A 25,069-nucleotide genomic window follows, 5' to 3' on the forward strand; every position below is an offset into this window, starting at 1 on the left:
AACCCTATCGAAAAACACGCCCGACGGCGCTGAAAATCGCCGCCCCGCGCAGTATAGCGACTTTGCGAAGACGGCAGTTGCGAATCCGACAGAGCCACGGTCAGAGGGTTGCAGCCGCCTGCCCGGTTTTGTGAACTCTGTCTTGCCGTTAGTCGCCGGAATAAACGGATTCTTACAGGAAGGCACAATATTTTCAGCCGAAAGGCGCGGCCTGCTCGATTTCCGACCATAACTTGCCCAGGCGTTTGCCGGAAACCGGCATCAGGGTCTTCAGGGATTGGGCGAAGAGGGAGATGCGGAACTCCTCCAGCATCCACCGGTACTGCACCAGTTGCGGTTCCGCCGCCAGCGCCCGGTGGGAGTGGCGCTCAAGCTGGGCCAGGTACGGCTCAGCGGATTTGTGGAATTCCGCCTGCAGGCGGCGATCGCGGTTGGGGTCCAGCGCGGCCTTTTCCAGGCGCAGGTCGATACCCTTGAGGTAGCGGCCGTACTGGCGCAGCCATTCCAGCGGGGTATCGAACAGACAACCGCGGTAGAAAAGGCCATTCAACTGCTGCTGGATATCCCCCACCGCCATGGCGACGGCGAGGTTCTTCTGCTGCTTGATCTGTTTGCGCAGGGGGACCAGCTGCGCCAGGGCCTTGGTCAGCAGCTCCGCAATCTCCTGGGCCACGGATATGAGAGCGGCACTTTTCTCCAGCGCGCGCAGGAACTCCCCCTCGCTGCGCGGCCAGTTTTCATCCGCCCAGAACAGCTCCCGCGCGGCGGCCATCAGGATATCGTCCGCCACCTCCTCGCGGCGGCCCAGGTCCGCGGCGGAGAGTCCCAGCTCTTTGCCGCGCAGCAGTTCCTTGCGCAGGTATTTCACCGGCTCCGGCAGGTGCAGCAGGGCCAGGCGGCAGATACCGGCGCGGGAAAGGCGCCGCGCCTCCCCCGGGTTGTCGAGCAGTTTCAGCGATACGCTGTCCTTCCCCTCCACCAGGGCCGGGTAGGCGCGCACCTTGAGTGCACCCTGCTGCAGGGTGTGAGTCTGCGGCAGGTCGCCGAAATCCCAGTGGGTAATATCGTCGCGTTCGAAGTCGTCGCCGGCACTGGCCAGTTCCTTTTGTACCCGGTCCTTATAGCGGGCCTGCAGTTCACCCAGGTTGCGGCCCTGGTCGAGCAGTTCGCCCTCCTCGTCCAATACCCGGATATTGAAACGGTAGAAATCCTCCAGTGACTGCTCGGCGGATTCCCAGGCGGAGTCCGGCAGCTGCTGCGCGGTCTGCCGCTGCAACTCCTTCGCCAGGCTCTGCCACAGGGGGACGTTGTCCGGCTGCAGCCTCGGCAGCGCCCGGTCCACCGCCGCCGGTACCGGCACGAAAACTTTGCGCCACTGCTTGGGCAGCGCTTTGACCAGGGCGATGCACTTGTCGCGCAGCAGCCCCGGCACCAGCCAGGACAGGCGCGCCGCGGGCACCTGGTGCAGCGCGCCCACGGGTACATGAATACTCACTCCATCGGCGGCGCTGCCCGGTTCGAAGTGGTAGCTGAGCGGGTATTCGATACCGCCCGCCACCAGCGTATCGGGAAACTGCGCCTCGCCCACATGGGCCGCGGTGTGCTGCATCAGCAGTTCCCGCGGAACGAACAACAGCTGCGGATCTTTCTCCTCCGCCTGTTTACGCCAGCGCTCGAAGCCCGCCAGGTTGACGATATCCTGTGGAAGTCGCTCGTCGAAGAACTGGTAGATCACCTGGTCGTCCACCAGGATATCCCGGCGGCGCGACTTGGCCTCCAGGTCCTCCAGTTCCCGCAGCAATTCGCCGTAGTGGTGGAAGAATTTTCCTTTGCCCCGGTATTTCTGCTCCACCAGCGCTTCGCGGATAAACACCTCGCGCGCGGTCTGCGGATCCAGCTTGCCGTAGTGAATGCGGCGTTTCTCCACCAGCACCAGGCCGTAGAGGGAAATCTTCTCATAGGCCATCACCTGGCCCTTGCGCGCGTCGTAGTGGGGCTCAGAGTAATTGCGCTTCACCAGGTGTTCCGCGACCGTCAGCGCCCACTCCGGTTCTATCTTCGCCACCGTGTGCGCGAACAACCGGCTGGTCTCCAGCAACTGTGCCGCCACCGCCCAGGGCGGCGGTTTCTTGAATTGGCCGGAGCCGGGAAAGATATGGAAGCGGCGGTTGCGGCAGCCGAGGAATTCCTTGTTTTCGTCGCGCACGCCGATATTGCCCAGCAGGCCGGGCAGTATCGCACTGTGTATCGATTGATAGTCCGCGGGCTCGTGGTTCTCGCGCAGTTTCAGCTCCCGGCAGGCGACACGCAGTTGGTGGTGGATATCCCGCCACTCGCGCATGCGCTGCCAGGACAGGAAATTTTTCTGGCACCATTTGCGCAGCTGGTTCTGGCTCAATTCCTGGCGCTGGGCTTCGAACGCATCCCACAACTGCACCAGGGAGAGAAAGTCCGACTGTTCGTGCTGCCACTGTTTGTGCTTTTCATCCGCGGCCTGGCGCTTTTCCGCCGGACGCTCGCGGGGGTCCTGCACCGCCAGCGCACTGACGATGATCAGCAGCTCGCGCAGGCTGCCGTTTTCGCCGGCGGCCAGCAGCATACGGCCCAGGCGCGGGTCCAGTGGCAGTCGCGAGAGGGCCCGCCCCGGGGGAGTCACCCGCCCCCGGTCATCCACTGCCTGCAGTTCCTGCAGTAATTTGTAGCCGTCGTTGATCAGCCGCTGGTCCGGCGGGTCCACGAAGGGGAAATCTCGGATGTCGCCGATCTTCAATTGCAGCATCTGCAAAATCACCGCGGCTAAATTGGTGCGCAGAATTTCCGCATCGGTAAATTCCGGCCGCTGCAAGAAATCGCTCTCCTCGTACAGGCGCACGCAGACACCGGCACTGACCCGGCCGCAGCGGCCGGCGCGCTGGTTGGCGCTGGCCTGGGAGATAGCTTCCACCGGCAGCCGCTGGATCTTGCTGCGGTAGCTGTAGCGGCTGATGCGCGCGGTACCGGGGTCGATCACATAGCGGATGCCGGGGACGGTAATGGAGGTCTCCGCCACATTGGTGGCAAGTACGATGCGCCGACCGCGGTGACCGTGGAATATCTTGTTCTGCTCCGCGAGGCTCAGGCGCGCGTAGAGCGGCAATATTTCCATCTGCGGAATCTGCGCATCCCGCAACGCCTTGGCGCACTCCCGGATCTCCCGCTCGCCGCTCATAAACACCAGGATGTCGCCACCGGGGTGCCGGCCACCGGGATGCCGGCCACCACTCCTGCCACTGGCTTTCTCCTCGTGCAGCAGTTCCTCCACCGCGGCGAGCACCTGTTCGTTGAGATCCTGGTCGCTGTCCGCCGGCGGGCGGTAGTGAATATCCACCGGATAGGTGCGCCCGGAGACCTCGATCACCGGCGCGTCGTCGAAATGCCGGGAAAATTTTTCCAGGTCGATGGTGGCGGAGGTGATGATCAGCTTGAGGTCCGGGCGCTTGGGCAGAATGGTTTTCAGGTAGCCCAGCAGGAAGTCGATATTGAGGCTCCGTTCGTGAGCCTCGTCGATAATCAGGGTGTCGTATTTGTTCAACAGCGGGTCGCGCTGGATTTCCGCCAGCAGTATGCCGTCGGTCATCAGCTTGATATGGGTGTGCTCGGTGCTCTGGTCGGTAAAGCGCACCTGGTAGCCCACCGACTGTCCCAGCGGCTGCCCCACCTCCTCGGCGATGCGGTTGGCCACGGTGCGCGCGGCGATGCGGCGCGGCTGGGTATGGCCTATCTGACCGGTAACCCCCCTGCCCAGCTCCAGGCAGATCTTGGGCAGCTGGGTGGTCTTGCCGGAGCCTGTCTCACCGGCCACCACCACCACCTGGTGATCGGCGATCAGTTCAGCGATCTCGGCCCGCCGCGCCACCACCGGCAGGTCTTCCGGCCAGCGTGCCTCCGGCAGTTTCCGCCGCCGCTCCTCCGCCAACGCCCGCGAGGCCTGCAGCTGCTCCTCCAGTTGGGCGAGCATCCGGTCCGCCGGCTTGCCCTCTTTCAGACGCCGGCGTGCGGCGTCGAGGGTTTTGCGCAGGTGCTGGCGGTCCCGCCCCATACATTGGGGGATCTGCTCGGCCAGGGGATCAACTTCACTCATCGGGCACCGAAAATCATCGAAAACGGCGGATTATAACAGCCGCTTGGCGCTGAACTATACTTGAGCAGATGTCTATTTTCCCTGTAGGAGCGGCCCACGGCCGCGACAAATCTAGGGCGGGCCTTCGGCCCGCAAGCCGAGCTGGAGCTCGGCGTTCCCAGGGGGCCGTTCCTACAGGGAGGTCAAGCCGTAACTTGCGAGCTGTGGTATGCAAGAGCTCAAACCCAGGCCTCCGGCCGCTGCCGGAGAAATGCTCGGACACCCGAAGGGACTCTTCCTGCTGTTCGGCACCGAGATGTGGGAGCGGCTCAGCTACTACGGTATGCGCGGCATCTTCGTCTTCTACCTCACTTCGGCCGCCGGCGCGGCGGCCTTCGGCTGGGGCCAACTGTCCGATATCGAGCTGCAATCCAGAGCCCTAAGCTATCTCGGCTGGTACATGATGCTGGTGTACCTGACCCCGATCCTCGGCGGCTGGATGGCGGACAACCTCTGGGGCCAGCGCCGCTGCATCCTGTTCGGCGGCACGCTGATGATGCTGGGCCAGTTCACCCTGGGATTTCCCCACGCCTGGCTGCCCGACGGCAGTGAGATTTATTTCCTGTGGCTGGGATTGGGGCTGATGATTCTCGGCAACGGCTTTTTCAAGCCCAACATCTCCACCATGGTGGGTGACCTCTACTACGAGGGCGACAGGCGCCGCGACACCGCCTTTACCATTTTCTATATGGGCATCAACCTGGGCTCGATCCTGGGCTACCTGGTGATCGGCTGGATCGGCGAGAAGATCAATTACCAACTGGCATTTTTCATTGCCGGTATCGGTATGCTGCTGGGCCTGCTGCTGCAGATTTCCCGGGCCGACAAATACCTGGGGGAAGTGGGCCGGCAGCCCTCCGCCAAACTGGGACTGAAAAAAGACGCTGCCGACAGACACAAGCCGCTATCCCTGGAGGAGCGCGACCGCATCAGGGTGATCCTGATCCTGGGGCTGTTCACCGTGGTTTTCTGGGCCGGTTTCGAGCAGGCCGCCGGCTCCATGAACCTGTTCGCAAAACACAATACCGACCTTATGATTGGCGGCTGGGAGATGCCCGCCAGTTGGCTGCAGATGGTCAACCCACTGTTTATCATTATTCTCGCCCCGGTGATCGCCAGCATCTGGGTGGGCCTGGGGGACCGGGAGCCCAGCTCGCCGGTCAAGTTCAGCCTGGGACTGGTCTTCCTAGGGCTGGGCTTCATCTCCATGGTGGGCGCCGCACTGCAGATCGGCGACTCGCTGACCGTCAAAGCCAGTATCTGGTGGCTGGTGTTTGCCTATATCTTCCACACCGTGGGCGAGCTGTGCCTGTCGCCCATCGGTCTATCCATGGTCACCAAACTGTCGCCACTGCGCTACCTGTCGCTGATGATGGGGTTGTGGTTCGCATTTATCGGTATCGCCAACAAAGGCGCGGCGGAAATCGGCAAGCTGGTGGGGGAAACCGGTCCCCTGGCCACTTTCGGCGGCGTGGCCATTGCGGCCATAGGTGCAGGGATTCTGCTGTACTTCCTGCGCGACAGATTGGTGGACTGGATGCACGGTGTGGAGTCGGCGCACCTGAAGGTGGGTGATTCCACGAAGGAGGAAGTGGGTATTATTGCGGATCACGAGGGAGCACCGCCGAGGCACTTCTCTGAATGATGAATGCGGAATGCGGAATGCGGAATGCGGAACAGGGCGCTGCCGCTCGCACTTTACTGTCAAACCTTAATTTGGGGAAGTTCGGGCGCGGACCAGATTCCCGGCCGCATGCGTGGAGTTAAATCGCGTATTCCGCATTCCGCATTCATCATTCCGCATTAAAAAATCACCTCCCCTTCACCAGATAGGCGATGGCCCTATCCAGCCCCTCCAGGGTCATCGGATACATCTGCCCGCCCACCAGCTGCCGGGTGAGCCCGATGGTGGGTGTATATTGCCAATACTCCTCGCCCACCGGGTTGAGCCATACCAGTTTGCCGTAGGTATCCGCCACCCTTTCCATCCAGGCCGCACCCGGTTCCTCGTTCATATGCTCCACGCTACCGTAGGGACTGGTGATCTCGTAGGGCGCCATGGAGGCGTCGCCGACAAAAATCACCCGGTAATCCTTACCGTAGGTGCGCAGTACTTCCAGCAGCGGGGTGGTCTCGCTATAGCGGCGCTGGTTGTCTTTCCACACATGCTCGTAGATGAAATTGTGGAAGTAAAAATACTCCAAGTGTTTGAACTCGGAGCGGCAGGCGGAGAAGAGTTCCTCGCACACCCGCACATAGGGGTCCATGGAACCGCCCACGTCGAAGAAAATCAACACCTTCACCGCGTTGTGCCGCTCCGGAACCATCCTGATATCCAGCAGGCCGGCGTTGCGCGCGGTCGAGGAAATGGTGTCATCCAGGTCCAGCTCCTCCGCCGCGCCGGTGCGCGCGAACTTGCGCAGTTTGCGCAACGCCACCTGGATATTGCGCGTGCCCAGGGAAATGCTGTCATCCAGGTTGCGGAACTGGCGCTTTTGCCACACCTTCGCCGCTGACCGATTGCGGCTGTCGCCGCCCACGCGAATTCCCTCGGGATGATAGCCGCTGTTGCCGAAGGGGCTGGTGCCGCCGGTGCCGATCCAGCGGTTGCCGCCACTGTGGCGTTTTTTCTGTTCTTCCAGGCGTTTGCGGAATTCCTCCAGCAGCTTTTCCAGGCCGCCCAGGCTTTCGATTTGGGCCTTTTCCTCCTCGCTCAACTGCTTGAGAAACTCCGCGCGAACCCACTCCTCGGGAATCATCTGCTCGAGAAGGTCGTCGAGGGTTTCCAGGTCCTTGAAGTAGGCGTCGAAGGCGCGGTCGAATTTATCGAAGTGCTTTTCGTCCTTGACCAGGCAGGTGCGGGAGAGAAAGTAGAATTCCTCGAGGTCCGCGAATGCCAGCCGCTGCTGCAGCGCTTCCAGCAGGGCCAGCAGTTCGGTGGTGGAGGCCGGGAGTTTGTAGCGGCGCAGGTTCAGGAAAAAGCCAATCAGCATAGTGATTTTCGATATAGCCGGTTAAATACTGGTGCCCTGTAGGAGCCTGCTTGCAGGCGAAAAGTTCAGAGCCCTGTAGCCTTTCGCCTGCAAGCAGGCTCCTACAGGGAATCGGAGTTCTACCGACCCTCTCTGCGGGCCATAAAGGCCAGGCGCTCGAGCATATGCACGTCCTGCTCGTTCTTGAGCAGGGCGCCGTAGAGCGGCGGAATCGCGCTGCTGCTGTCGCGGTTTTTCAGTACTTCCTCGGGAATATCATCGGCGAGCAGCAGTTTCAACCAGTCGATCAGTTCGGAGGTGGAGGGTTTTTTCTTCAGGCCCGGCACTTCGCGCAACTGGAAGAAGATATCCATCGCCTCCGCCACCAGCTGTCGCTTGATGCCCGGGTAGTGCACGTCCACGATCTTGTGCATGGTGTCGCGGTCCGGGAAGCTGATGTAGTGGAAGAAGCAGCGGCGCAGGAAGGCGTCCGGCAGTTCCTTCTCGTTGTTGGAGGTGATGATCACCACAGGGCGGTGTTTGGCCTTTACCGTTTCGCCGGTCTCGTAGACGAAGAACTCCATGCGATCCAGTTCCACCAGCAGGTCGTTGGGGAACTCGATATCCGCCTTGTCGATCTCGTCGATCAGCAGCACTACGCGCTCCTCCGCGGCAAAGGCATCCCACAACTTGCCGCGCTTGATGTAATTGCGGATATCGTGGACCTTGTCCACCCCCAGTTGGGAATCCCGCAGGCGCGATACCGCGTCGTACTCGTAGAGCCCCTGCTGGGCCTTGGTAGTGGATTTGATATGCCACTGGATCAGCTGGAGCCCCAGGCTCTGCGCCACCTCCTGTGCCAGCAGCGTCTTGCCGGTGCCCGGCTCGCCCTTGATCAGCAGCGGCCGCTGCAGCGCCACCGCCGCGTTCACCGCCATCTGCAGGTCTTCGGTGGCCACATAGCTGTCGGTGCCGGTAAATTTCATCGTCGATCCCCAGTATTTGCCTTGGGGCAAATACTAAGGGATGGAGGGAGAGGAGCCAAAGGCGGAATCGGTCAGACTGAGTGACACTGGTGAAATGCTGGAACGGGCCTGCAGCCCGCAGGCGGAGCTGGAGCTCCGCGTCCCCGGAGGCTGAAAACCGGGGCGTCAGGCCGCCGCCGTGCTGCGCCGGTGCACCACCTGGCGACCCTTGTCGGTGATATACCAGCGGATGCCCAGGTGGCTGTGGATCTTGCCCACCATTTCCAGCACCACCAGGCTGTTGAGCGCCCGCGCGACCGAGTTGGTCTGCATACCGCTGTCCTGCACCATACCCGCCAGGGAGCGGAATACGCAGCCACCGCCGTTGAGCAGGGCCAGCACCTGCAGGGCGTTGTCGTCCAGTTTGCGGATCTGGTTGAAGTCCAGGGTGGGTCCCTGCTCCGGATCGCCCTCTATCTCGTGCTCCAGCAGCGGCATCATCTCCAACTGCATGGTGCGCAGTTCCTGCTCCAGGTTCTCCACCCGCGCGCGGGCGATACTGGCATCGCGCAGCTGGCGGCGCGCCGCGTTGAACACGAACATGCGGGAGGCGATGGCCGCCAGCAGACAGTAGCCGGTAAAGATCAGCAGTCGCGAGGGATCGCCCTGGATCTCGATCAGCAGGTCGCTCTGGGTGAACTTGAGAAAGATAGGCACCATCAATGCGCCGCACAGCCCCATGATCAGGCAGCGCGCAAGCCCGGCCGGATCCTCTTCGGTAAACAGCATCTGGTAATAGTTCACCAGGCCGCCGAGAATCCCGGAAACCAGCATGACCGCGGTCAAAATAAGCAGATGGTCGAGCATCCGTGTTCCTCTGCCATGCACTGCCAACGCATCTGCTGGCACTTTTTCTAATGCGATTGGCCCCGGACTGGTGCCGGGGCCAGCTCTATAGATATAGCAGTTGGCGGGGAATCAAGTACGGGCGGAAGGGGGAAAGAGCGCCTTTGGCCCAGCGATCAGTGCCCAGTTGTCAGTGAATGGTCATGGACCGATAGTCACTCACCTTGGGCAGCATCTCACTGTTCATTGAAAAAAGGGTCGTCTTCAAACTGTCGCCGCTGCTCGCGGCGGTGGCCCAAATAAAGGGCTGTCAGCCCCCAGATCGCCAGCAGGGCGAGGGCGCCGCCGCCGGCGAAGACCAGGGTTGCCGTCACCTCCGGTGTGGCGCCCTCCGCTTCGAACAGGGTCTGGTAGACAAACAACGGCAACACCGGCATCGATGGGGCCTCCAGCTCGCCGGTTCGCGCTGGCACCAGCAATACCGTCGCACCCAGCAGCAGCAGCGAGTAGCGCAACCAGGCCCAACTCCAGTTGCGCATAAACCACCAGCCGGCCGCCAGCAGCACCAGGGTCCCCCCGCCATAGATCATCCAGGCAATTCGATACTCTTCCGCCATTCTCTTGTTTTCTTATCCAGTGGTTAATCGGTGTCGCCTGTCCAGGTGACGATATGCTCTTCGAAATCGTCCGGGTGTACCAGCTCTTCGCTGATGACGCGGCCGCGCACAGAAATGCCCGCCTCGTGCACCGACTCCGAACGCCCGGAAACCAGCGGGTGCCAGTCCGCCAGCGGCCGCCCCTCGGCCAGGGTGCGATAGGCGCAGGTGGCGGGCAGCCAGTGGAAGTCGGTCACATCCCTGGCGCGCAGCTGAATGCAGTCTGGCACCCGGCGCTTTCGTCGCGAGTAATCGCTACAGCGGCAGGAATCCGTGTCCAACAGCCGGCAGGCGATGCTGGTGGTGTGGATTTCGCCGGTATCCTCGTCTTCCAGGCGGTGCAGGCAGCAGCGCCCACAGCGGTCGCAGAGGGATTCCCACTCCGCTTCGCTCATCTGCGCAAGGGCTTTGCGCTGCCAGAAAGGTAACTCGTTCATGGAGTCCTCAACGCTGCAACTTAAAGTTTTCAACGTTGCAACTTGCTGTTCTGCGCGGCGATAGCGCTCATTTCACTCTCAGCGGCCGGTGGCATCTGCAAATAATAGCCCCGCTCGCGGATTTCACTGAGCACCCTGGCGGCCTCGGCACGGGCCAGCTTTCTCTCCGGGGTGAGAATCAGGGTCACCAGGTGCTTGGGCTCGCCAAAGAGCCCCAGCAGTTTTTCCGGCACCCGCCGGGTTCCCTCGCGCTTGTCCACGTAGAGATACATTTCCTCTTCGCGCGGGCTGCGGTAGATATCGCACAGGGTTTTCATTTCACAGCTTCCTCTCGCGCGGCGTGCAGGGTGTCGAGCAGAGCCCGGCCGACCACCTGCCCCCGCCAGCCGCGCAGGCGACCCTGCAATTCCGGTTGCGGCGACTGTACCAACTGTTCCAGCTCTTTCTTGCGCACCAGTATTTCCACCGGCAGCGATTTCTTTTCGGCGATTTCGCTCACCCGCTGGCGCAGTAGTTTCAGTTGCTCGCCCTCGCTGCGGCTGAGAGGCTGCGGCAGCGCGGGCGGCGGATCTTCGCGCCCGGTAGCGCGGTCGATTATCTGTAACAGTGTGTCGCCCAACTGGCGCAGGGCGCGCCCTTCCAGCCCGGCCTGGGTCAGGCCGATGGTGTTGCCCGGCAGCCTCTGTGCCAGGTTCAGGCAGACGTGCTCCTTCAACAGATGATTGCGCGGCAGGTCCTGCAGGCGCGCCTCGCGCTCGCGCCAAGCACAGATATCCTGCAGTGCGGCCAGCTGCGAGCCGCGCAGGCGCCAAGCGCCCTTGACCTTTTGATAATAGAGTTCCGGCGGCGGTGGGTTGCGCGCGGCGGTCACCAGGGCAGCGCAATCCTCCTGCAGCCAATCCATACGCCCCTGCTCCCGGAGGCGTTTGACCAGCACGCCGTATACCAGCGGCAGCCAGGCCACGTCCAGGGCGGCGTAGGTTTTCTGGGCCTCGCTGAGCGGGCGCTGCAGCCAGTCGGAGCGGGTCTCGCTTTTGGGCAGTTCGATGTTGAGCAGCTGGCTCACCGTTGCCGCGTAACCGAGCCCGGCCTTCATGCCGGTGAGAGCGGCGGCGATCTGGGTATCGAAGATCGGCTCCGGCACCGCGCCCAGAAGCCGTTCAAGGGTTTCCAGGTCCTCGCTGCAGGAGTGCATGATCTTGGTTACCGAGGTATCCAGCAACAGTTCGCGCAGCGGCTGAAGATCGTCGATGGCGAGGTTGTCGATCAGGTAACAGTGCTCGCCGTCACCCACCTGCACCAGCGCCGGCTGCGGATAGAAGGTGCGGCTGCGCATAAATTCGGTGTCCAGGGCCACGGCATTCTGGCCGCGCCAGCGGACACAGAGCTCCGCCAGCCGCTCGCTGCTGTCGATCCAGACGGGGGTCGTATCGATTTCCATCAAAGTCCTCAGCCGCCCGTATAAAAAGCAGTGCGGCTATTGAAAGCGTGGGCCAGGGTGCCGCCGTCGATGTATTCCAGTTCACCGCCGATAGGCACACCGTGGGCGATACGGCTCACTGCCACACCGCAAGCGCGGGCGCGCTCGGCGATAAACTGGGCGGTGGCCTCTCCCTCAACCGTGGGATTGGTGGCGATAATCAGTTCCCCGACAGGTTCGTCCGCCAGGCGCCGCTCCAGAAGGTCGATGCCGAGATCCGCGGGGCCCACACCATCGATAGGCGACAGGTGGCCGTGCAGCACAAAATAGCGTCCGTGGTAGTTGCCCGCCTGTTCGATGGCGAGCACGTCCGCCGGTGTTTCCACCACACACAGGGATTTCTCGTCGCGCCGGCTGTTGTTGCAGAGGCTGCAGACCTCCTCTTCGGTCAGGGTCCGGCACAGGCCGCAGCGGCCGATTTTCTGCACCGCCAGCTCCAGGGTAGCGGCCAGCAGCCCGGCGGCATCGCGGTCTTTCTCCAGCAGGTACATCGCCATGCGCTGCGCCGACTTGGGGCCCACACCGGGCAGGCAACGCAGCGCGCGTATCAGGTCTTCGATCAGGGGGCTAAACATATCGGTGCAACAATCAAAAAGGGAACTTGAAGCCTTCCGGCAGATTGATGCCGGAGGCCAGCCCCCCCAACTGCTCTTTTTGCAGCTGCCGGGTTTCCTCCTCGACACGGCGCACCGCGTCGTTGACCGCAGCGGCGAGGAGATCCTCCAGCATTTCCTTGTCTTCGCCGAGCAGGCTGGGGTCGATTTCCACCCCGGTGACATCGTGGCGGCCGTTCATGGTGACCTTGACCATGCCGGCACCGGCCTCGCCGCAGACCCGCAGCTCCTCGAGCTGCTGCTGCACCTTCTGCATCTTTTCCTGCATTTCGGCCTGCATCTTCTGGGCCTGCTGCATCAAATCGCCCAAACCTTTCATTGGCTTTGCTCACTTTCGAGTTCGTCGAGATATTCCACCGAATCCGGCACCAGTTCGGCACCCAGTTCGGCCTGCAGTTCCCCCACCAGCGGATCGCGGGCCAGCGCGTCGCGCGCCGCGGCGTCGCGGGCCTCGCGGGTGGCGGCCGCCAAGCGTGCGGGCGTGCCGCCCTGCACTTCGCCCACCTGGATCTGCACCGACACCGGTTGCCCGAAGAAATCCCCCAGCAGGTCCGCCAGACGGCGCTGGTGATTTTCGTCATACAGGCTGCTGTAGGCCTGGTCCAGGGTGAAAGACAAGTTGTTGTCCTGCCGCCCCACCAGTTCCAGGTGAAAGGCGATGGAGTGGAGGATGCCGCTGACGCCCAGTTGGCTGTAAAGGGCCGGCCAGCTGCCGGGAGTGAGGGCATCGAGGCGGGCTGGCGGTTTGTCTGAGTTCGGCGCTCGGCTTTCGGGACCCGGAACCCGGGACCGGGGGCCCGGGGTAGGCGGTGCGGGAGCGGTCTCCACCTCCTCCACCTGCCGACGCAGTTGTTCTCGCAGGGTGGCTTTGGGGTCGGGATCGGGGCTCGGGGCTCGATTTTCGGGACTCGGCAAGGACGGCTCAGGGGCTGCCTCCGCAGTTTCCACCTGCCGGCCCGGTTGTTCGGGTAAAGTACACCGATCCTCCCCGCCCTGTTGCACAGGCTCAGGACTAGGTTCAGGCGCGACTGCCGCCTCCGGCCGTTGTCCTTCGACACCAGCCTCCCGCTTCCCGGTTTCAGGCGGCACCGGCTCCTCCCGGGTCCCGATTTTCTCCTCAGGTGCAGGCGCTTCCACGACGGCCGCTTCCGGCCGCTGTGCTTCGGCAGTAACCTCTCGCTCCCCAATCTCAGCCGACGCGGCCTCCTCCCGGGTCCCAATCCTGGCCTTGGGCACATCCGCCACCCCCTGCGGCCGAAATGCCAACATCCGCAACAGCGCCATCTCAAAGCCGCTCCTGGGGTCCGGTGCCAGAGGCAGATCGCGGCGGGCGAGCAGTGCCATCTGGTAGTAGAGCTGCACATTCTCCGGCGCCATGCCGGCGGCGTGGCGGCGCAACCGCTCGCCGTCGCCCAGCGCATTGTCCACGGATTCCGGCAGCACCTGGGCCACGGCGATGCGGTGCAGGCTATTGGCCAGTTCCGCCAGCGCGGCGCTGTAGTCCGGCGCCTGCTGGGCCAGTTCCTCCACCGCAGCGAACAGCGCCGGGGCACTCTCCTCCGTCAGCGCCTCCAGCAGTTTCCACACCAGTCCGGTGTCGATGCTGCCGAGCATGGCGCGCACCTCCGCCTCGGCGATCACGCCGCCGCCGAAGGCGATGGCCTGGTCGGCGAGACTCATGGCGTCACGCATACTGCCGTCGGCGGCGCGCCCCAGGTGCCATAGAGCGCCCTCCTCGAAGGGCACCATCTCCTGTTCCAGCACGAAGCGCAGGTGTTCCACCACCCGCTCCGGGCTCATGTTCTTGAGGTTGAATTGCAGGCAGCGGGACAGCACGGTTACCGGCAGCTTCTGCGGGTCGGTGGTGGCGAGCAGGAATTTGACGTGGGGCGGTGGCTCCTCCAGGGTCTTCAGCAGCGCGTTGAAGGAGCTGTTGGAGAGCATGTGCACTTCGTCGATCAGGTAAACCTTGTAGCGGCCCCTTGTAGGCGCGTACTGGACATTCTCCAGCAGTTCTCGGGTATCCTCCACCTTGGTGCGCGAAGCCGCGTCCACCTCGATCAGGTCGACGAAGCGACCCTCGGCGATTTCCCTGCACGCGCCGCACTGGCCGCAGGGCTCTGAGCTGACACCGCTCTCGCAGTTGAGGCACTTGGCCAGGATACGGGCGATGGTGGTCTTGCCCACACCGCGGGTACCGGCGAAGAGGTAGGCGTGGTGCAGGCGGCCGTTGTCCAGGGCATTGATCAGCGCCCGGAGCACATGCTCCTGCCCAACCATCTCCCGGAATAATCGCGGCCGCCACTTGCGCGCCAGTACTTGATAACTCATCCAATCTCCAGCGCCCCGCCGGCGCCAAGTCCCATCGTTGAAAGGCGAGCCACATTATAACGGCATCGCCGTCGAGGCATAGCGCGAGTCTATCTATAGTAAGAAAGAGCCTGTTTGGAGCCTCGCCCTGAGCTTTCCGAGCGGGAGGGGGGATAGCTCGCTCTCGTCGGCAAACCGGGGCCTGTGTTATAACTGTGCGCCAGCCCGCAACATAACAAACACAGCGAGCGCAGTACGGGGTTCCATTGATCGATGAATAAAGCGCGGAAAACGCTTCTGGAAAGGCTGTTCGCCGAACACGGCCAGGCGCTGGTGCGCTTTGTGGCACGCATCGTCCGCAGCACCGAAGATGCCGAGGACATTGCCCAGCACGCCTATCTCCGCCTGCAGAAGCTCAGCGACGAAAAAGAGCTGGACAACCCCCGCGCCTATCTCTACCAGATCGCCAACAATCTCGCCGTCGACCAGCTGCGCCGCGGCAAGCTGCATATGGAGTACGTCAGCCAACAGCTGCCCGCGGAGGGCGAGACCGTCGGCGACGACCACGCCGACCACCAATCCCCGGAGCGGGTACTGGCCGCCAGGCAACAGTTGCAGTCCATCTACGACGCCATGGACAGTCTGCCCCTCAAGTGCCGCCAAGCTTTCCTGCTACACCGTACCCGCGGCCTCTCCTACAGCGAGATTGCCCAGGAAATGAACACTTCGGTGAGCAGCGTGGAAAAATATATCCTGCAGGCACTCAAGGTCTGTCGCCGACGCGTGGAGAGGGGGCACTGACTCGATGAATCTGTTCAATCCTTGTACACAAAAGGTGGCTGCCCATTGTCACCGACGCAGCTTTTCTCCCTCTCACCGCAAAAGATTTGCAGGAACAGAAAGAAGCGCACAGGCTTTGTGCACGCCGGTGCTGATTTTTCGCGAATTTACTTGAGGGGAAAGGCCGGTTGGCCGTCTCATCTCAGAGACCGGGCATCCAAGTACAAAAACAGAACTGAAAAAAAGATAAAAAATCAAATTTTGGCGTATAGTCAACAATTATTGCGCACGAGTGGCACCGCACGAAAAGAATCGCGCCAAATAAACCACTTTGCCAGAATGCCCCAGATTGGGGCGCAGCCTTAGGGCTTTGAACAATCAACAACTAGTTTGAATATAAGGTAAGAGCGGTGGACTCAACGGGCGTACAAAAGGTGCCAAATGAAGGGGTGCCAAATGAAGACAGGCTGGATCAGGCATGTGCCTGGATCGCCCGCCTGCGCTCGGATACCCTGAGCTCCACCGACAGGCGCGAGTTTGCCGCCTGGATGGCGCAGTCCCCCGACAACCGCCGCGCCTTTGACGAGATGTCCGAGCTGTGGGGGGACCTGGGCGCTCTCGCCCACCTGCCTGTCGATGAACTCTTTCCCGAGAGCGTTCCCCGCCCCCGCGCAGGCCACAGCGACAACAGTGCTGCCGCCGACAGGGTGCCGGCCTGGAATCTTCCCCAGTGGCTGATGGGCGGCGGCCTCGCGGCCGCTTGCCTGGCGGTCGCCCTGTGGGTGGGCAACCAGTGGCTGGGTGGCGATAGTTTCCGCCAGCAGACCTACGCCACAGCCGTGGGCGAGACCCGCACCGTGGCCCTCGCCGATGGCTCCCAGGTCCAGCTCAATACCAACACCGAACTGCGCGTCTCCTTCAGCCGCGAAGAGCGCCGCGCCCAGTTGCTGCGGGGCGAGGCCTACTTTGAGGTAGCGCGGCAGACCGCGCGCCCCTTCAGCGTCGCCGCGGGCAGGGCCAATATTCGTGTGCTTGGCACCAAGTTCAACGTAGAGCGCAACCCCGGCAATACCCGGGTTTCCGTCACCGGCGGCACCGTGGCGGTCAGCGAGGCGCAGGCCGCCAGCGGCCTGCGGCCGGAGTCGGTCAAGCTGAAAAGGAACCAGAAAGTCAGCGTTTCCGCCACCGGAATCGGTCAGGTCGGCAAGACGTCCGCCGACGAGGCGCTGGACTGGACCCACGGTGTCCTGGTGTTCGACCGCACCCCGCTGGCAGAGGCGCTGGAGGAACTCAACCGCTATCTGACGGTTCCCGCCGTCGCCGATGCCAGCGTGCAGGAGCGCCCACTCTCTGGCACTTTCGAACTGTCCGATCCGGACAGCACCCTCACGGCCATCGCCGCCGCACTGGATCTGCAGCAGGATCGCAGTGATCCTAACCTGACTCTCTTGTCACCCAAGCGCAACTGAGTTATAAACCCGCTTGGGCGGTCATTTCTTATACACCCCCGCATCACCACAACACAGACGAAGAATAAATGCCCTCCCCCAGGGGTGGGCAACCGCAAATGATATAGGCATCTACTTGAAGATCCGGCACTGGGCCACACTGTCGCTGGCGACCGTTATGGGGCTTTCCCATGGGGCATTTGCCGGCTGCCCTAAGTCCGGCGTCCACCTGCCAGCGGGCAGCCTTGAGCGGGTACTGATCGCACTGGGCCGCGAATGCCGGATCTCGGTGCTGGTGCAGGCTTCCTCGGCAACCAGTTTCAGGCTCCCGGAACAGACCCTGGAAACCGCCGCCGGCGATTTCGAGCCGGCACTGCAGGCACTGCTGCGGGATTCTCCGTTTACCTACCGCCGCCACGGGCCCGCGGCCGTTGCCGTGGTGCCGCGGGATATCGCTCCGGAAGAGACCGGGGTCGGCGACCTGCCCGCCCAGACCGAGGAGATCACCGTCACCGGCAGCAGCCTCACCGGCAGCCACCTGCGCCATCTGCAGTTGGACAGCTATGCGCCTATCGACGTGCTGGCCCAGCCGGAACTGGAAATCACCGGGGCACAGACAGTGGCCCAACTGCTCAAATTCCTGCCGGCGGTCTCCGGCAACTCCACCAGCACGTCGGTGAGCAACGGCGGCAACGGTACGGCCACTGTCACCCTGCGCGGCCTGCCCGCCAGCAACACCCTGGTGCTGATCAACGGCCGGCGCATCGTCAACAACGGTTTCGGCGGCGAAGCGGCCGACCTGAACACCATCCCACTCTCCGCGGTAGATCGCATAGAGATCCTCAAGGACGGCGCCTCGGCGGTCTACGGCTCCGATGCCATTGCCGGTGTGGTCAACATTATTCTGCGGCGCAACTTCGACGGCCTGTCGGTGAACAGTTACTACGGCGAGGCCGAGCGCGGCGACCAGCAGACCGGCTCCCACTCTATGACCTGGGGCAAGACCGGCGATCGCGGCCACCTGATGCTGAGCCTCTCGCGCTACCGCCAGGGAGTGCTGATGAGCCGCGACCGCGAGCTCTCGGAATCGGCAGATAATCGCGCCCGTGGCGGCACCGACCTACGCTCGGCGGCGTCCCCGGCGGGCTATATCGCCCTCGGTAGCGGCGAAGTAGTCACCAACGCCTCCGGCGGTTACCGCGCCTGGACCCAAGAGGACCGCTACGACTATCGCGGATACACTTCGGCGGTGGTCCCCTCCAGGCGCGACTCCGCCTACCTGGCAGGCAACCTGGACCTGGACGACCAAGTGGAACTCTTCGTGGAGGCCATGGGCATCCGCACCCGTGCGGAAACCACCATGGCCCCCACGCCGGTATTCACCCGCTTCGACAACGGCGATCTGACCATCGCCGCGGACAATCCCCACAACCCCTTCGGGGAGGAAATTGTCGACGTGCGCAAGCGGGTACTGGAGCTGGGCCCGCGCACCCAGAAAAACCGCACCGAAACCTGGCGCTTCAACTCCGGCCTCAAGGGCAACTGGGACAGCTGGCAGTGGGAACTGACCGCGGCCACGCACTACACGCGCGCCTCCGAGACCCTGAACGGCCTTATCGACCCCACCATGCTCTCCATGGGGCTGAAGGGCCCCGGCCAGTGCAACGCGGACAGCGGTTGCGTGCCGGTGAACCTGCTGGGCCCGAGCGGCAGCATAGACGATGCGCAACTGGACTTTATCCGCGCCGAGAGCGAGGTGGATGGCGCCAGCCGCATGGTCTCGCTGACCTATGTGGCGGACGGGATCGTAGGCAGTTCCGGAGCCGGGGAGATCCTCGCCGCAGCCGGCATGGAGATTCGCCGCGAGGCGATCGACTTCCAGTCCACCGACGCCAGGGGCCTGTCCTTTATCGGCAGCAACGTCTCCGGAGCTGCGGAGGGGGAGCGCATAATCGGCGAGGTGTTCGCGGAAATCTCCCTGCCGCTGGCGGCGGACAAACTGTGGCTCGACGGCGCCGTACGCTATTCCGACTACAGCGATTTCGGCAGCACCGCCAACCCCAAGCTCGCCCTGCGCTGGCGTCCCTGGCCATCGCTGCTGGTCCGCGCCAGCTACGCCACCGGCTTCAAGGCGCCCACCCTGATCGACATGAACCAGACCGGCTACCAGAGCCAGGAATTCCTCTTCGATCCCTGCACCGGCAACGACGCCGACACCCTGCCCGGCTGTCGCGGCCAGGCGGACGGCGCGCGCATCCAGTACCTCACCGAGTTCGGCGGCAATGCGGAACTGCAGCCGGAAACCTCCGACAATCGCTCCCTGGGACTCGTGTGGACCCCGACTCAGCTCAAAGGCTTCAGCGCAACCCTGGACATGTTCGATATCCGCCAGAACGACGTGATCGATACCAGCCCCCAGTACCTGATCGACCAGAACGCCAGGGAGGCGCTGTTCGCCGATCGGGTACTGCGGGACGAGCGAGGCGACATCATCAAGGTGGTGGCGAGGCGGCTGAATATCGGCGCCCGCGAAGTGCGCGGCCTGGACCTGGCGATGCGCTATGAATACCTCTCCGAGGATATCGGCCAGTTCCGCTGGTCGCTCAACGCCAGCCATATACAGCGCTACCTGGACCAGCCGGCGCCCGGCAGCCCCATCGAGGATCTGGCCGGCACCTTCGTCGACCCCGCCAGCGGCGGCGCCGGCTCCCTGCCGGAGTGGAAGGCCAACACCGGCGTTTACTGGAGCAAGGGGCGCTGGGAGGGCGGCTATACCATTCACCATGTGGGTGCCCTGGAGGAGTCCTTCACTATCGACGAGCAGCGGGTCACCCGCCGTATCGACAGCTGGTCCAGCCACGACCTGCAGCTGGCCTACTCCCTGCCCGTCGGGCTTCGTCTCGCAGCGGGTATCGACAACCTGCTCGACCAGGCACCCCCTTTTGCCGCCACCGCCTTCAACGACAACTACGACGGCCGCACCTACGACCTCAGCGGTCGTTACTGGTACACCACCCTCGCCTATAGCTTTTGATAGGCGTTCCCACAATCACAGCCTTCCGCGGCGCCCCAGCCCTGGCATCTGCCTACCCGCCCTCTGAATTCGGCGTTCTTTCATTCGCGTAAACCTTCTCCTGCTAAAAAAATGTTCTAGGGTTTAGGCAAACCTCTGCTGATAGAAGTTTGCGGTTGTCATTGGAGGGCACCTGCCGCACTCGGTATAAAAAGCTAACCCCGGCAAGAGCTGGGAGCCGGCATCAGGAGAGGTGATCATGGACAGATCCCACCTATCCCGGGCAATGAAGGGTGCAATAGCGGCCACGACCGTCTCCACCAGCTTTGCCACTTTATCCTTTGCCCAGGAATTGGAGGAAGTCGTGGTCACCGGCACACGCATACAGCGCGCCACCGATGCCACCAGCGCCACTCCAATCAGTGTTTTCGACGCCTCGACGCTGGAAAACTCCGGAGAGACCACCCTGGAGGACTTCCTCCAAGAGCTTCCGTCCATGACCGGCGGCCAGTTGGGTCAATCGGTGAACAACGGCAACCCCGGTTTGGCCACGGTATCCTTGCGCGGTCTGGGCTCCCAGCGCACCCTGGTGCTGCTGAACGGCCGCCGGCTGGTATCGGCGGGTACCGACACCGGCACCGTGGATCTGAACACCATTCCCATATCCATCATCGAGCGGATCGAGATCCTGAAAAGCGGCGCCTCCTCCATTTACGGTTCCGACGCCATTGCCGGTGTGGTCAACATCATCACCAAGAAGGATTTCGAGGGAGCGCAGCTTCGCGCCGACTACGGCATCACTGACGAGAGCGACGGCGAGCAGTGGCTGGCAGCCATGACTTTCGGCGCCGACACGGAGAAGGGGCATGTGATGTTGAACGTGGAGTACAGCAAGCGGGACGATATATTCCAGGGCGAGCGAAGTTTTTCCGACTGCCCGCTGGCCGAATCCGGCGGCACCCTCTTCTGCGCCGGCAGTGGTACCACCACACCGGGGCATATGTTCACAACCGATGGCCAAAGCCTGATCCTGGACCCCGTTACCGGAATCGTGCGGGATTACAGCGCCGCTACCGATGCGTTCAATTACGCCCAGTTCAGCTATCTGGTCACCCCCCAGGAAGTTTTCAGCATCTACGGCTACGGCACCCATGAACTGTGGGATATCAAGGACGTCACCACAATCAACGCCTTCACTGAATTGCTCTACGCCAACCGCCAGTCGGACCAGCTGCTGGCCGCCGAGGGCACCTTCTGGATTCCGTTTGTCCCCGCAAGCCATCCCGACTACCCCCCGGTCGGAGGTGAAGGTGTATTCGTGGCGCGCCGCCTGGCGGAGACCGGCGGCCGCTCCTTTACCCAGGACCTCAGCACCTGGCGCGGCGTGGTCGGGTTCGACGGCGAGTGGTGCAATGAATGGCTCTGGGATATCTCCTATACCTATGCGCGCTGGGTCGATCCACAGATAGACCGCGGCCGCGCCAACCAGCCGCGTTTCGATACCTTGCTCGGCTCCATCAATCCAGAAACTGGGGAACTGGTTGCTCCCGTATGTGACCCAACTGGAACGCTCGGTGGCGACACCGCGTGTCCCGGACTCTGGAACCCCTTTGAATCCGGCACCCTGACCCAGGAAATGCAAGACTACGCCCTGGTCACCAACTCGCCGGTGGAAAAGGAAACCCTGCGCAGCTTCCAGGCCAACCTCATCGGCGACTTCGGTGACTTCGCCCTCACCAGCGAGCCCTGGCAGTGGGCGGCGGGCTATGAGCACCGCTCCGAATCGGTCGAAGTCACCGCAGATGGCGCCGCCGAGTTGGGGCAAATCTACTTCGTGCAGGGCACCTCTTGGAGTGCCAGCTACGACGTGGACGAAGTCTACGCCGAGCTGCGCGCCCCACTGATGGAGGGCCAGCCCTGGGTAGACCTGCTGGCCGCGGAACTCTCCGTCCGCTACTCCGACTACAACACCATCGGCAGCGACACTACCGCTGGCGTCGTGCTGGAATATGCACCGTTCGAACAACTGCGCTTCCGCGGCAGCTACAACCAGGGCTTCCGCGCGCCCGGTCTCGACGATCTCTTCAGCCCCCCGGTACTGTCAGCGGAGGTCTACACCGACCCCTGCTTCGAGTTTAACGCGCCGGGCGTAAGCCCGGTCGTCCGGGCGAACTGTCTGGCGGACGGCGTCGATCCGGACAACGAGAACCTGGCATCCCCCCAGGCCACCGGTTTTTTCGCCGGCAACCCCGACCTGGACAAGGAAACATCCGATAGCTGGACCCTGGGCGTAGTCTGGACTCCCACCTTTGTGGAAGACCTCAGTTTTACCCTGGACTACTTCAAAATCGAAGTGGACGATGCCATCGGCACTTTTACCACCAACCAGATAGTGGATACCTGCTACAACAGCCCCGGCTTCTCCAGCGAGACCTGCGACCTGATCCTCGGCCCGGAGGCAGTGGGTCAGTTCCCGGGTACCGACGGCCCGCGGCGTGCCGCCAACGGCACCATCGCCGGGCAGGCACTCATTACGCAGAACATCTCCACCTTCGAGACCGATGGCGCCGACCTGGGCGCCTTCTACAGCATGGACTTTGCCGGCGGCACCGTGACATTCGAGGGCATTGCCACCTGGCTCCACGAGTGGGAATTCCAGGCCAGCGAATTCGACCCGAAAATCGACCTGGCCGGCAAGTTCGGCGCAGACCCGGTCACCACCCGAATCGCCGCCTTCCCGGAATGGAAGCTCTACCTGAGCGCGGACTACGAAGCAGAGTACTGGAGCCTAGGCACCACCGTGCGCATGGAAGGGGAAGTGGACGATATCAATCCCGATCCCGCAGACCTGTCCACCCATGTGGACAGCATCTGGTACCAGGACCTGCGCGCCAGCTACTTCTGCTGGGAGAACGTGGAAATCTCCGGCGGTATCCGCAACGTCTGGAACCAGCAGCCCCCCTACGTCACCAACTACGACGACATGAACACCCTGCCGCTGAACTACGACACCGTGGGCCGCTTCTTCTTTGGCAGCGTGACCCTGAGGTTCTAACCCTTTCGGCCCCGCCCAGCCGGGCGAGGTTTTTCTACCTCAAGTTTCAGAGTTCGGATCGAGGCACCGCCCCGCCCTGGTACTGCTGAGTGCCGGCTGTGGGAGCCTGCCCTGCAGGCGAATAGCGGCGTTGCCATTTGCTACCACCTTTTAGCCTGCAGGGCAGGCTCCCACAGGGTGCAGTTTCGAGGCTCAATAGCATTGGAGTGGATTCCGCGAACTCCCAAACTAATCGCTTTGAGGACCAGCGCCCTGAAGATATACTTTTGGGGAAAGGTATATCCAGAAGGTAACTCATGCAGGTATCCAAGTGGGGCAACAGCTTGGCGATTCGTCTGCCAGCTTCGGTAGTGGAAGCATTGGAATTGCACGAAGGCGACGATATAGAAGTCGTCATTGCCGAAAAACGGGTTTTCGAGATCAGGAAGAAACCGAACCGCCGGGAACTCCTGGCACGGCTACACAAGTTCCGTGGCAAGTTGCCGCCGGATTTCATCTTCGACCGGGAGGAGGCCAATGCCCGCTGACCCGTTCATCGACTCCAATGTGCTGATCTACCTACTCTCCGCCGATACGGACAAGGCAGGCCGGGCCGAGGCCATCCTGCGCAGAGGTGCAGTAATCAACGTCCAGGTGCTGAACGAAATCACCAATGTCATGCGCCGCAAGCTCGCCATGCCCTGGCCTGAGGTCAATGAGTTTGTGGCGCTGATTCGCTCACTGTGCCCCACCAAATCTCTCACCCCGGAAGTGCACGACCGCGGCAGGTCGATTGCCGAACGGTACAATCTGAGCGTATACGACGCCATGATCGTCTCTGCGGCCCTGGCCGCCGGATGCGACACGCTCTACTCAGAAGACATGCACCACAGTCTACTGGTGGAAAAGCAGTTGCGAGTCCGCAATCCCTTTTCCCCCGGCCAAATGTCCGAGAGGTGACACCCCGCCATGCTAATCACCGTCGACCACCGCGAGCAGTCACCGGCCCTGTTGGACGAACTGCGCAGACAGAACATCTACATAGAGCGCGCACCGCTGCCCCTGGGCGACTACCGCGTGGGCGACCAGTTGCTGTTCGAACGCAAAACCGTCGCCGACCTGCGGCTGTCCCTTGCGGACGGCCGTCTGTTCGATCAGGCGCGCCGTCTCTACCACTGGCGCGCGCAGCAGCCGGACCGCCGCGTCGCGCTGATCGTCGAAGGGCGCGTGCAACCGCCGGGCGTTGGCCAACGGGAAAGGCGTATCCTGCAGGGTGCATTGGTGAAGATCGCCCTCCTCTGGGACATTCCACTGTTGCGTACACTGCTGCCTGAGGAGAGCGCCAGGGTGATGCTCTACGCAGCCCGCCAGCACGGGCACGGCAAATTGCAGGCGCCGCTGCCCGCGCTTTCCTGCCCCAATGAAACGCTGGGCCCCCGGACCGGGGACAAGCATCTGGTGCAGCTCCGGCTGCTGCAGTCCATCCCGGGCATAGGCCCACACCGGGCCAGGGCTCTGCTCGCCCGCTTCGGCAGCATAACCGCGATACTGAACGCTGAGGAAAGCGAGCTGGACGCAGTGGAAAACCTCGGCAGGGAACTGGCGCGGCGAATCCGCTGGCTGGTGAGCGAAGCGCCGGGGATCTATCGGGCGGCCGCCTCCCATATCTCGTCAGGTAGACACGGTTGCCTCTTGTACCAAACATGACAACCAATGAGCACACATCCAATGGTGTAACTATGGCTGCAGCTAAAGTGACTGCCGCTCGTACGGCCAGGCTAGGCCTTCGTGCCACTGCGGAGCAGGAAACCGTGCTGCGCAGAGCCGCAGAAGTGGCCCATAAGTCACTTACGGATTTCATCCTGGACAGCGCCTGCCGGGCAGCAGAGCAGACCTTGCTTGACCAGCGCCTATTCATGGTTTCGGGGGGTCAGTATCAAGCCTTGCTGGATCTGCTCGAACAGCCTGCGCAGGAAAATCCGGGGTTAAGAGACCTCTTTTCACATCGATCGCCCTGGGAAGTCCGATGACCCTATGTGCACCGGAACCCCTATCTAATAATCATCAATTAGATGCCTTTGACTGCGGCAAACCCACTCTGAATGAATGGCTATGCCAAATGACTGGGGGCGGCACAATTCATAGCGCGGTAGTGTTCAGAATTCTGTGTCATTTCTTTACCATACGCAAAAAAGAGATGACTCATGACCAAACCTACATTCGACATGGATGCCGCTGTCAAGGCGCTGCATTATCGAAAGTTCGATCCGGCCCCGACCCAGCCATCCCCGGCGGGTCGCCAACCCGCACAAAGCAGCGCTTTGTAAGCGCGCAGGCTGGCCCTGCAACGGTAGC

Annotated in this window: 21 protein-coding genes; 10 read left to right on the forward strand and 11 right to left on the reverse strand. The window is 62.5% G+C overall.

Annotated features, from left to right (window positions below):
- Positions 1-193: 193 nt before the first annotated feature.
- Positions 194-4,120 carry an ATP-dependent RNA helicase HrpA gene (gene hrpA, locus PP263_RS10675; RefSeq protein WP_308368420.1) on the reverse strand — a complete coding sequence of 1,309 codons (3,927 nt, stop codon included), beginning with the start codon at positions 4,118-4,120 and terminating at the stop codon, positions 194-196.
- A 208-nt stretch (positions 4,121-4,328) separates the two neighbouring features.
- On the opposite strand from hrpA, the gene PP263_RS10680 reads away from it, so the two are divergent.
- The gene (locus PP263_RS10680; RefSeq protein WP_308368421.1) at positions 4,329-5,804 is read left to right on the forward strand and encodes a peptide MFS transporter; all 1,476 of its coding nucleotides are present in this window, start codon (positions 4,329-4,331) and stop codon (positions 5,802-5,804) included.
- Positions 5,805-5,970: 166 nt separating this feature from the next.
- Here PP263_RS10680 and PP263_RS10685 read toward each other — a convergent pair whose 3' ends face one another.
- The 10 genes from PP263_RS10685 to dnaX form a co-directional block, all read right to left on the reverse strand.
- Positions 5,971-7,152 (reverse strand): VWA domain-containing protein, encoded by a 1,182-nt coding sequence (locus PP263_RS10685; RefSeq protein ID WP_308368422.1) that lies wholly within the window; start codon positions 7,150-7,152, stop codon positions 5,971-5,973.
- 119 nt (positions 7,153-7,271) lie between these two features.
- Positions 7,272-8,117: a MoxR family ATPase gene (locus PP263_RS10690; protein ID WP_308368423.1), complete on the reverse strand. Its 846-nt coding sequence runs from the start codon at positions 8,115-8,117 to the stop codon at positions 7,272-7,274.
- 165 nt (positions 8,118-8,282) lie between these two features.
- Positions 8,283-8,963 carry a YEATS-associated helix-containing protein gene (locus PP263_RS10695; protein WP_183460795.1) on the reverse strand — a complete coding sequence of 227 codons (681 nt, stop codon included), beginning with the start codon at positions 8,961-8,963 and terminating at the stop codon, positions 8,283-8,285.
- Positions 8,964-9,178: 215 nt separating this feature from the next.
- Positions 9,179-9,559, reverse strand: a complete 381-nt coding sequence (locus PP263_RS10700; protein WP_308368424.1) for a hypothetical protein — start codon at positions 9,557-9,559, stop codon at positions 9,179-9,181.
- Between the two features lie 23 nt (positions 9,560-9,582).
- Positions 9,583-10,035, reverse strand: a complete 453-nt coding sequence (locus PP263_RS10705) for a YcgN family cysteine cluster protein (RefSeq protein WP_308368425.1) — start codon at positions 10,033-10,035, stop codon at positions 9,583-9,585.
- A gap of 29 nt (positions 10,036-10,064) precedes the next feature.
- Complete coding sequence (locus PP263_RS10710; RefSeq protein WP_308368426.1) at positions 10,065-10,352, reverse strand: YcgL domain-containing protein; 288 nt, start codon at positions 10,350-10,352, stop codon at positions 10,065-10,067.
- The gene (gene rnd / locus PP263_RS10715; protein ID WP_308368427.1) at positions 10,349-11,476 is read right to left on the reverse strand and encodes a ribonuclease D; all 1,128 of its coding nucleotides are present in this window, start codon (positions 11,474-11,476) and stop codon (positions 10,349-10,351) included. The genes PP263_RS10710 and rnd overlap by 4 nt, the downstream gene beginning before the upstream one ends.
- Positions 11,477-11,484: 8 nt before the next feature.
- Positions 11,485-12,090 carry a recombination mediator RecR gene (recR, locus tag PP263_RS10720; protein WP_308368429.1) on the reverse strand — a complete coding sequence of 202 codons (606 nt, stop codon included), beginning with the start codon at positions 12,088-12,090 and terminating at the stop codon, positions 11,485-11,487.
- A gap of 13 nt (positions 12,091-12,103) precedes the next feature.
- The gene (locus PP263_RS10725; protein WP_308368430.1) at positions 12,104-12,448 is read right to left on the reverse strand and encodes a YbaB/EbfC family nucleoid-associated protein; all 345 of its coding nucleotides are present in this window, start codon (positions 12,446-12,448) and stop codon (positions 12,104-12,106) included.
- Positions 12,445-14,460, reverse strand: a complete 2,016-nt coding sequence (gene dnaX, locus PP263_RS10730; RefSeq protein WP_308368432.1) for a DNA polymerase III subunit gamma/tau — start codon at positions 14,458-14,460, stop codon at positions 12,445-12,447. Before dnaX ends, PP263_RS10725 begins: the two co-directional genes overlap by 4 nt.
- A 252-nt stretch (positions 14,461-14,712) precedes the next feature.
- Here dnaX and PP263_RS10735 point away from each other — a divergent pair, with 252 nt between their 5' ends.
- From PP263_RS10735 to PP263_RS10775, 9 genes are all read left to right on the forward strand, one after another.
- Complete coding sequence (locus PP263_RS10735) at positions 14,713-15,240, forward strand: RNA polymerase sigma factor (RefSeq protein WP_308368433.1); 528 nt, start codon at positions 14,713-14,715, stop codon at positions 15,238-15,240.
- 428 nt (positions 15,241-15,668) lie between these two features.
- A complete protein-coding gene (locus PP263_RS10740) occupies positions 15,669-16,688 on the forward strand; it encodes a FecR family protein (RefSeq protein WP_308368434.1) in 1,020 nt (339 codons plus the stop codon).
- A 115-nt stretch (positions 16,689-16,803) separates the two neighbouring features.
- Positions 16,804-19,701 (forward strand): TonB-dependent receptor, encoded by a 2,898-nt coding sequence (locus PP263_RS10745; protein WP_308368435.1) that lies wholly within the window; start codon positions 16,804-16,806, stop codon positions 19,699-19,701.
- Positions 19,702-19,939: 238 nt separating this feature from the next.
- A complete protein-coding gene (locus PP263_RS10750) occupies positions 19,940-22,735 on the forward strand; it encodes a TonB-dependent receptor (RefSeq protein ID WP_308368436.1) in 2,796 nt (931 codons plus the stop codon).
- Between the two features lie 296 nt (positions 22,736-23,031).
- Positions 23,032-23,262, forward strand: coding sequence for an AbrB/MazE/SpoVT family DNA-binding domain-containing protein (locus PP263_RS10755; RefSeq protein ID WP_308368437.1), 231 nt, complete (start codon positions 23,032-23,034; stop codon positions 23,260-23,262).
- Positions 23,252-23,674 (forward strand): PIN domain-containing protein, encoded by a 423-nt coding sequence (locus PP263_RS10760; RefSeq protein ID WP_308368438.1) that lies wholly within the window; start codon positions 23,252-23,254, stop codon positions 23,672-23,674. Before PP263_RS10755 ends, PP263_RS10760 begins: the two co-directional genes overlap by 11 nt.
- A gap of 9 nt (positions 23,675-23,683) precedes the next feature.
- The gene (locus PP263_RS10765; RefSeq protein WP_308368439.1) at positions 23,684-24,421 is read left to right on the forward strand and encodes an ERCC4 domain-containing protein; all 738 of its coding nucleotides are present in this window, start codon (positions 23,684-23,686) and stop codon (positions 24,419-24,421) included.
- Between the two features lie 32 nt (positions 24,422-24,453).
- Positions 24,454-24,744 (forward strand): DUF1778 domain-containing protein, encoded by a 291-nt coding sequence (locus PP263_RS10770; protein ID WP_308368440.1) that lies wholly within the window; start codon positions 24,454-24,456, stop codon positions 24,742-24,744.
- A 174-nt stretch (positions 24,745-24,918) separates the two neighbouring features.
- On the forward strand, positions 24,919-25,041 hold the full coding sequence (locus tag PP263_RS10775) for a hypothetical protein (RefSeq protein WP_308368442.1): 123 nt from the start codon (positions 24,919-24,921) through the stop codon (positions 25,039-25,041).
- The last annotated feature ends 28 nt before the right edge of the window (positions 25,042-25,069 follow it).

The organism is Microbulbifer sp. TB1203 (assembly GCF_030997045.1).
Taxonomy (GTDB): domain Bacteria; phylum Pseudomonadota; class Gammaproteobacteria; order Pseudomonadales; family Cellvibrionaceae; genus Microbulbifer.

Coding starts and splice junctions, on each gene's coding strand:
- recR (WP_308368429.1), bottom strand. CDS start 12,090: ATGTTTAGCCCCCTGATCGAAGACCTGATACGCGCGCTGCGTTGCCTG.
- PP263_RS10755 (WP_308368437.1), top strand. CDS start 23,032: ATGCAGGTATCCAAGTGGGGCAACAGCTTGGCGATTCGTCTGCCAGCT.
- PP263_RS10695 (WP_183460795.1), bottom strand. CDS start 8,963: ATGCTCGACCATCTGCTTATTTTGACCGCGGTCATGCTGGTTTCCGGG.
- PP263_RS10765 (WP_308368439.1), top strand. CDS start 23,684: ATGCTAATCACCGTCGACCACCGCGAGCAGTCACCGGCCCTGTTGGAC.
- PP263_RS10735 (WP_308368433.1), top strand. CDS start 14,713: ATGAATAAAGCGCGGAAAACGCTTCTGGAAAGGCTGTTCGCCGAACAC.
- PP263_RS10750 (WP_308368436.1), top strand. CDS start 19,940: ATGGACAGATCCCACCTATCCCGGGCAATGAAGGGTGCAATAGCGGCC.
- PP263_RS10680 (WP_308368421.1), top strand. CDS start 4,329: ATGCAAGAGCTCAAACCCAGGCCTCCGGCCGCTGCCGGAGAAATGCTC.
- PP263_RS10710 (WP_308368426.1), bottom strand. CDS start 10,352: ATGAAAACCCTGTGCGATATCTACCGCAGCCCGCGCGAAGAGGAAATG.
- PP263_RS10685 (WP_308368422.1), bottom strand. CDS start 7,152: ATGCTGATTGGCTTTTTCCTGAACCTGCGCCGCTACAAACTCCCGGCC.
- PP263_RS10760 (WP_308368438.1), top strand. CDS start 23,252: ATGCCCGCTGACCCGTTCATCGACTCCAATGTGCTGATCTACCTACTC.
- PP263_RS10690 (WP_308368423.1), bottom strand. CDS start 8,117: ATGAAATTTACCGGCACCGACAGCTATGTGGCCACCGAAGACCTGCAG.
- PP263_RS10775 (WP_308368442.1), top strand. CDS start 24,919: ATGACCAAACCTACATTCGACATGGATGCCGCTGTCAAGGCGCTGCAT.
- hrpA (WP_308368420.1), bottom strand. CDS start 4,120: ATGAGTGAAGTTGATCCCCTGGCCGAGCAGATCCCCCAATGTATGGGG.
- rnd (WP_308368427.1), bottom strand. CDS start 11,476: ATGGAAATCGATACGACCCCCGTCTGGATCGACAGCAGCGAGCGGCTG.
- dnaX (WP_308368432.1), bottom strand. CDS start 14,460: ATGAGTTATCAAGTACTGGCGCGCAAGTGGCGGCCGCGATTATTCCGG.
- PP263_RS10725 (WP_308368430.1), bottom strand. CDS start 12,448: ATGAAAGGTTTGGGCGATTTGATGCAGCAGGCCCAGAAGATGCAGGCC.
- PP263_RS10705 (WP_308368425.1), bottom strand. CDS start 10,035: ATGAACGAGTTACCTTTCTGGCAGCGCAAAGCCCTTGCGCAGATGAGC.
- PP263_RS10770 (WP_308368440.1), top strand. CDS start 24,454: ATGGCTGCAGCTAAAGTGACTGCCGCTCGTACGGCCAGGCTAGGCCTT.
- PP263_RS10700 (WP_308368424.1), bottom strand. CDS start 9,559: ATGGCGGAAGAGTATCGAATTGCCTGGATGATCTATGGCGGGGGGACC.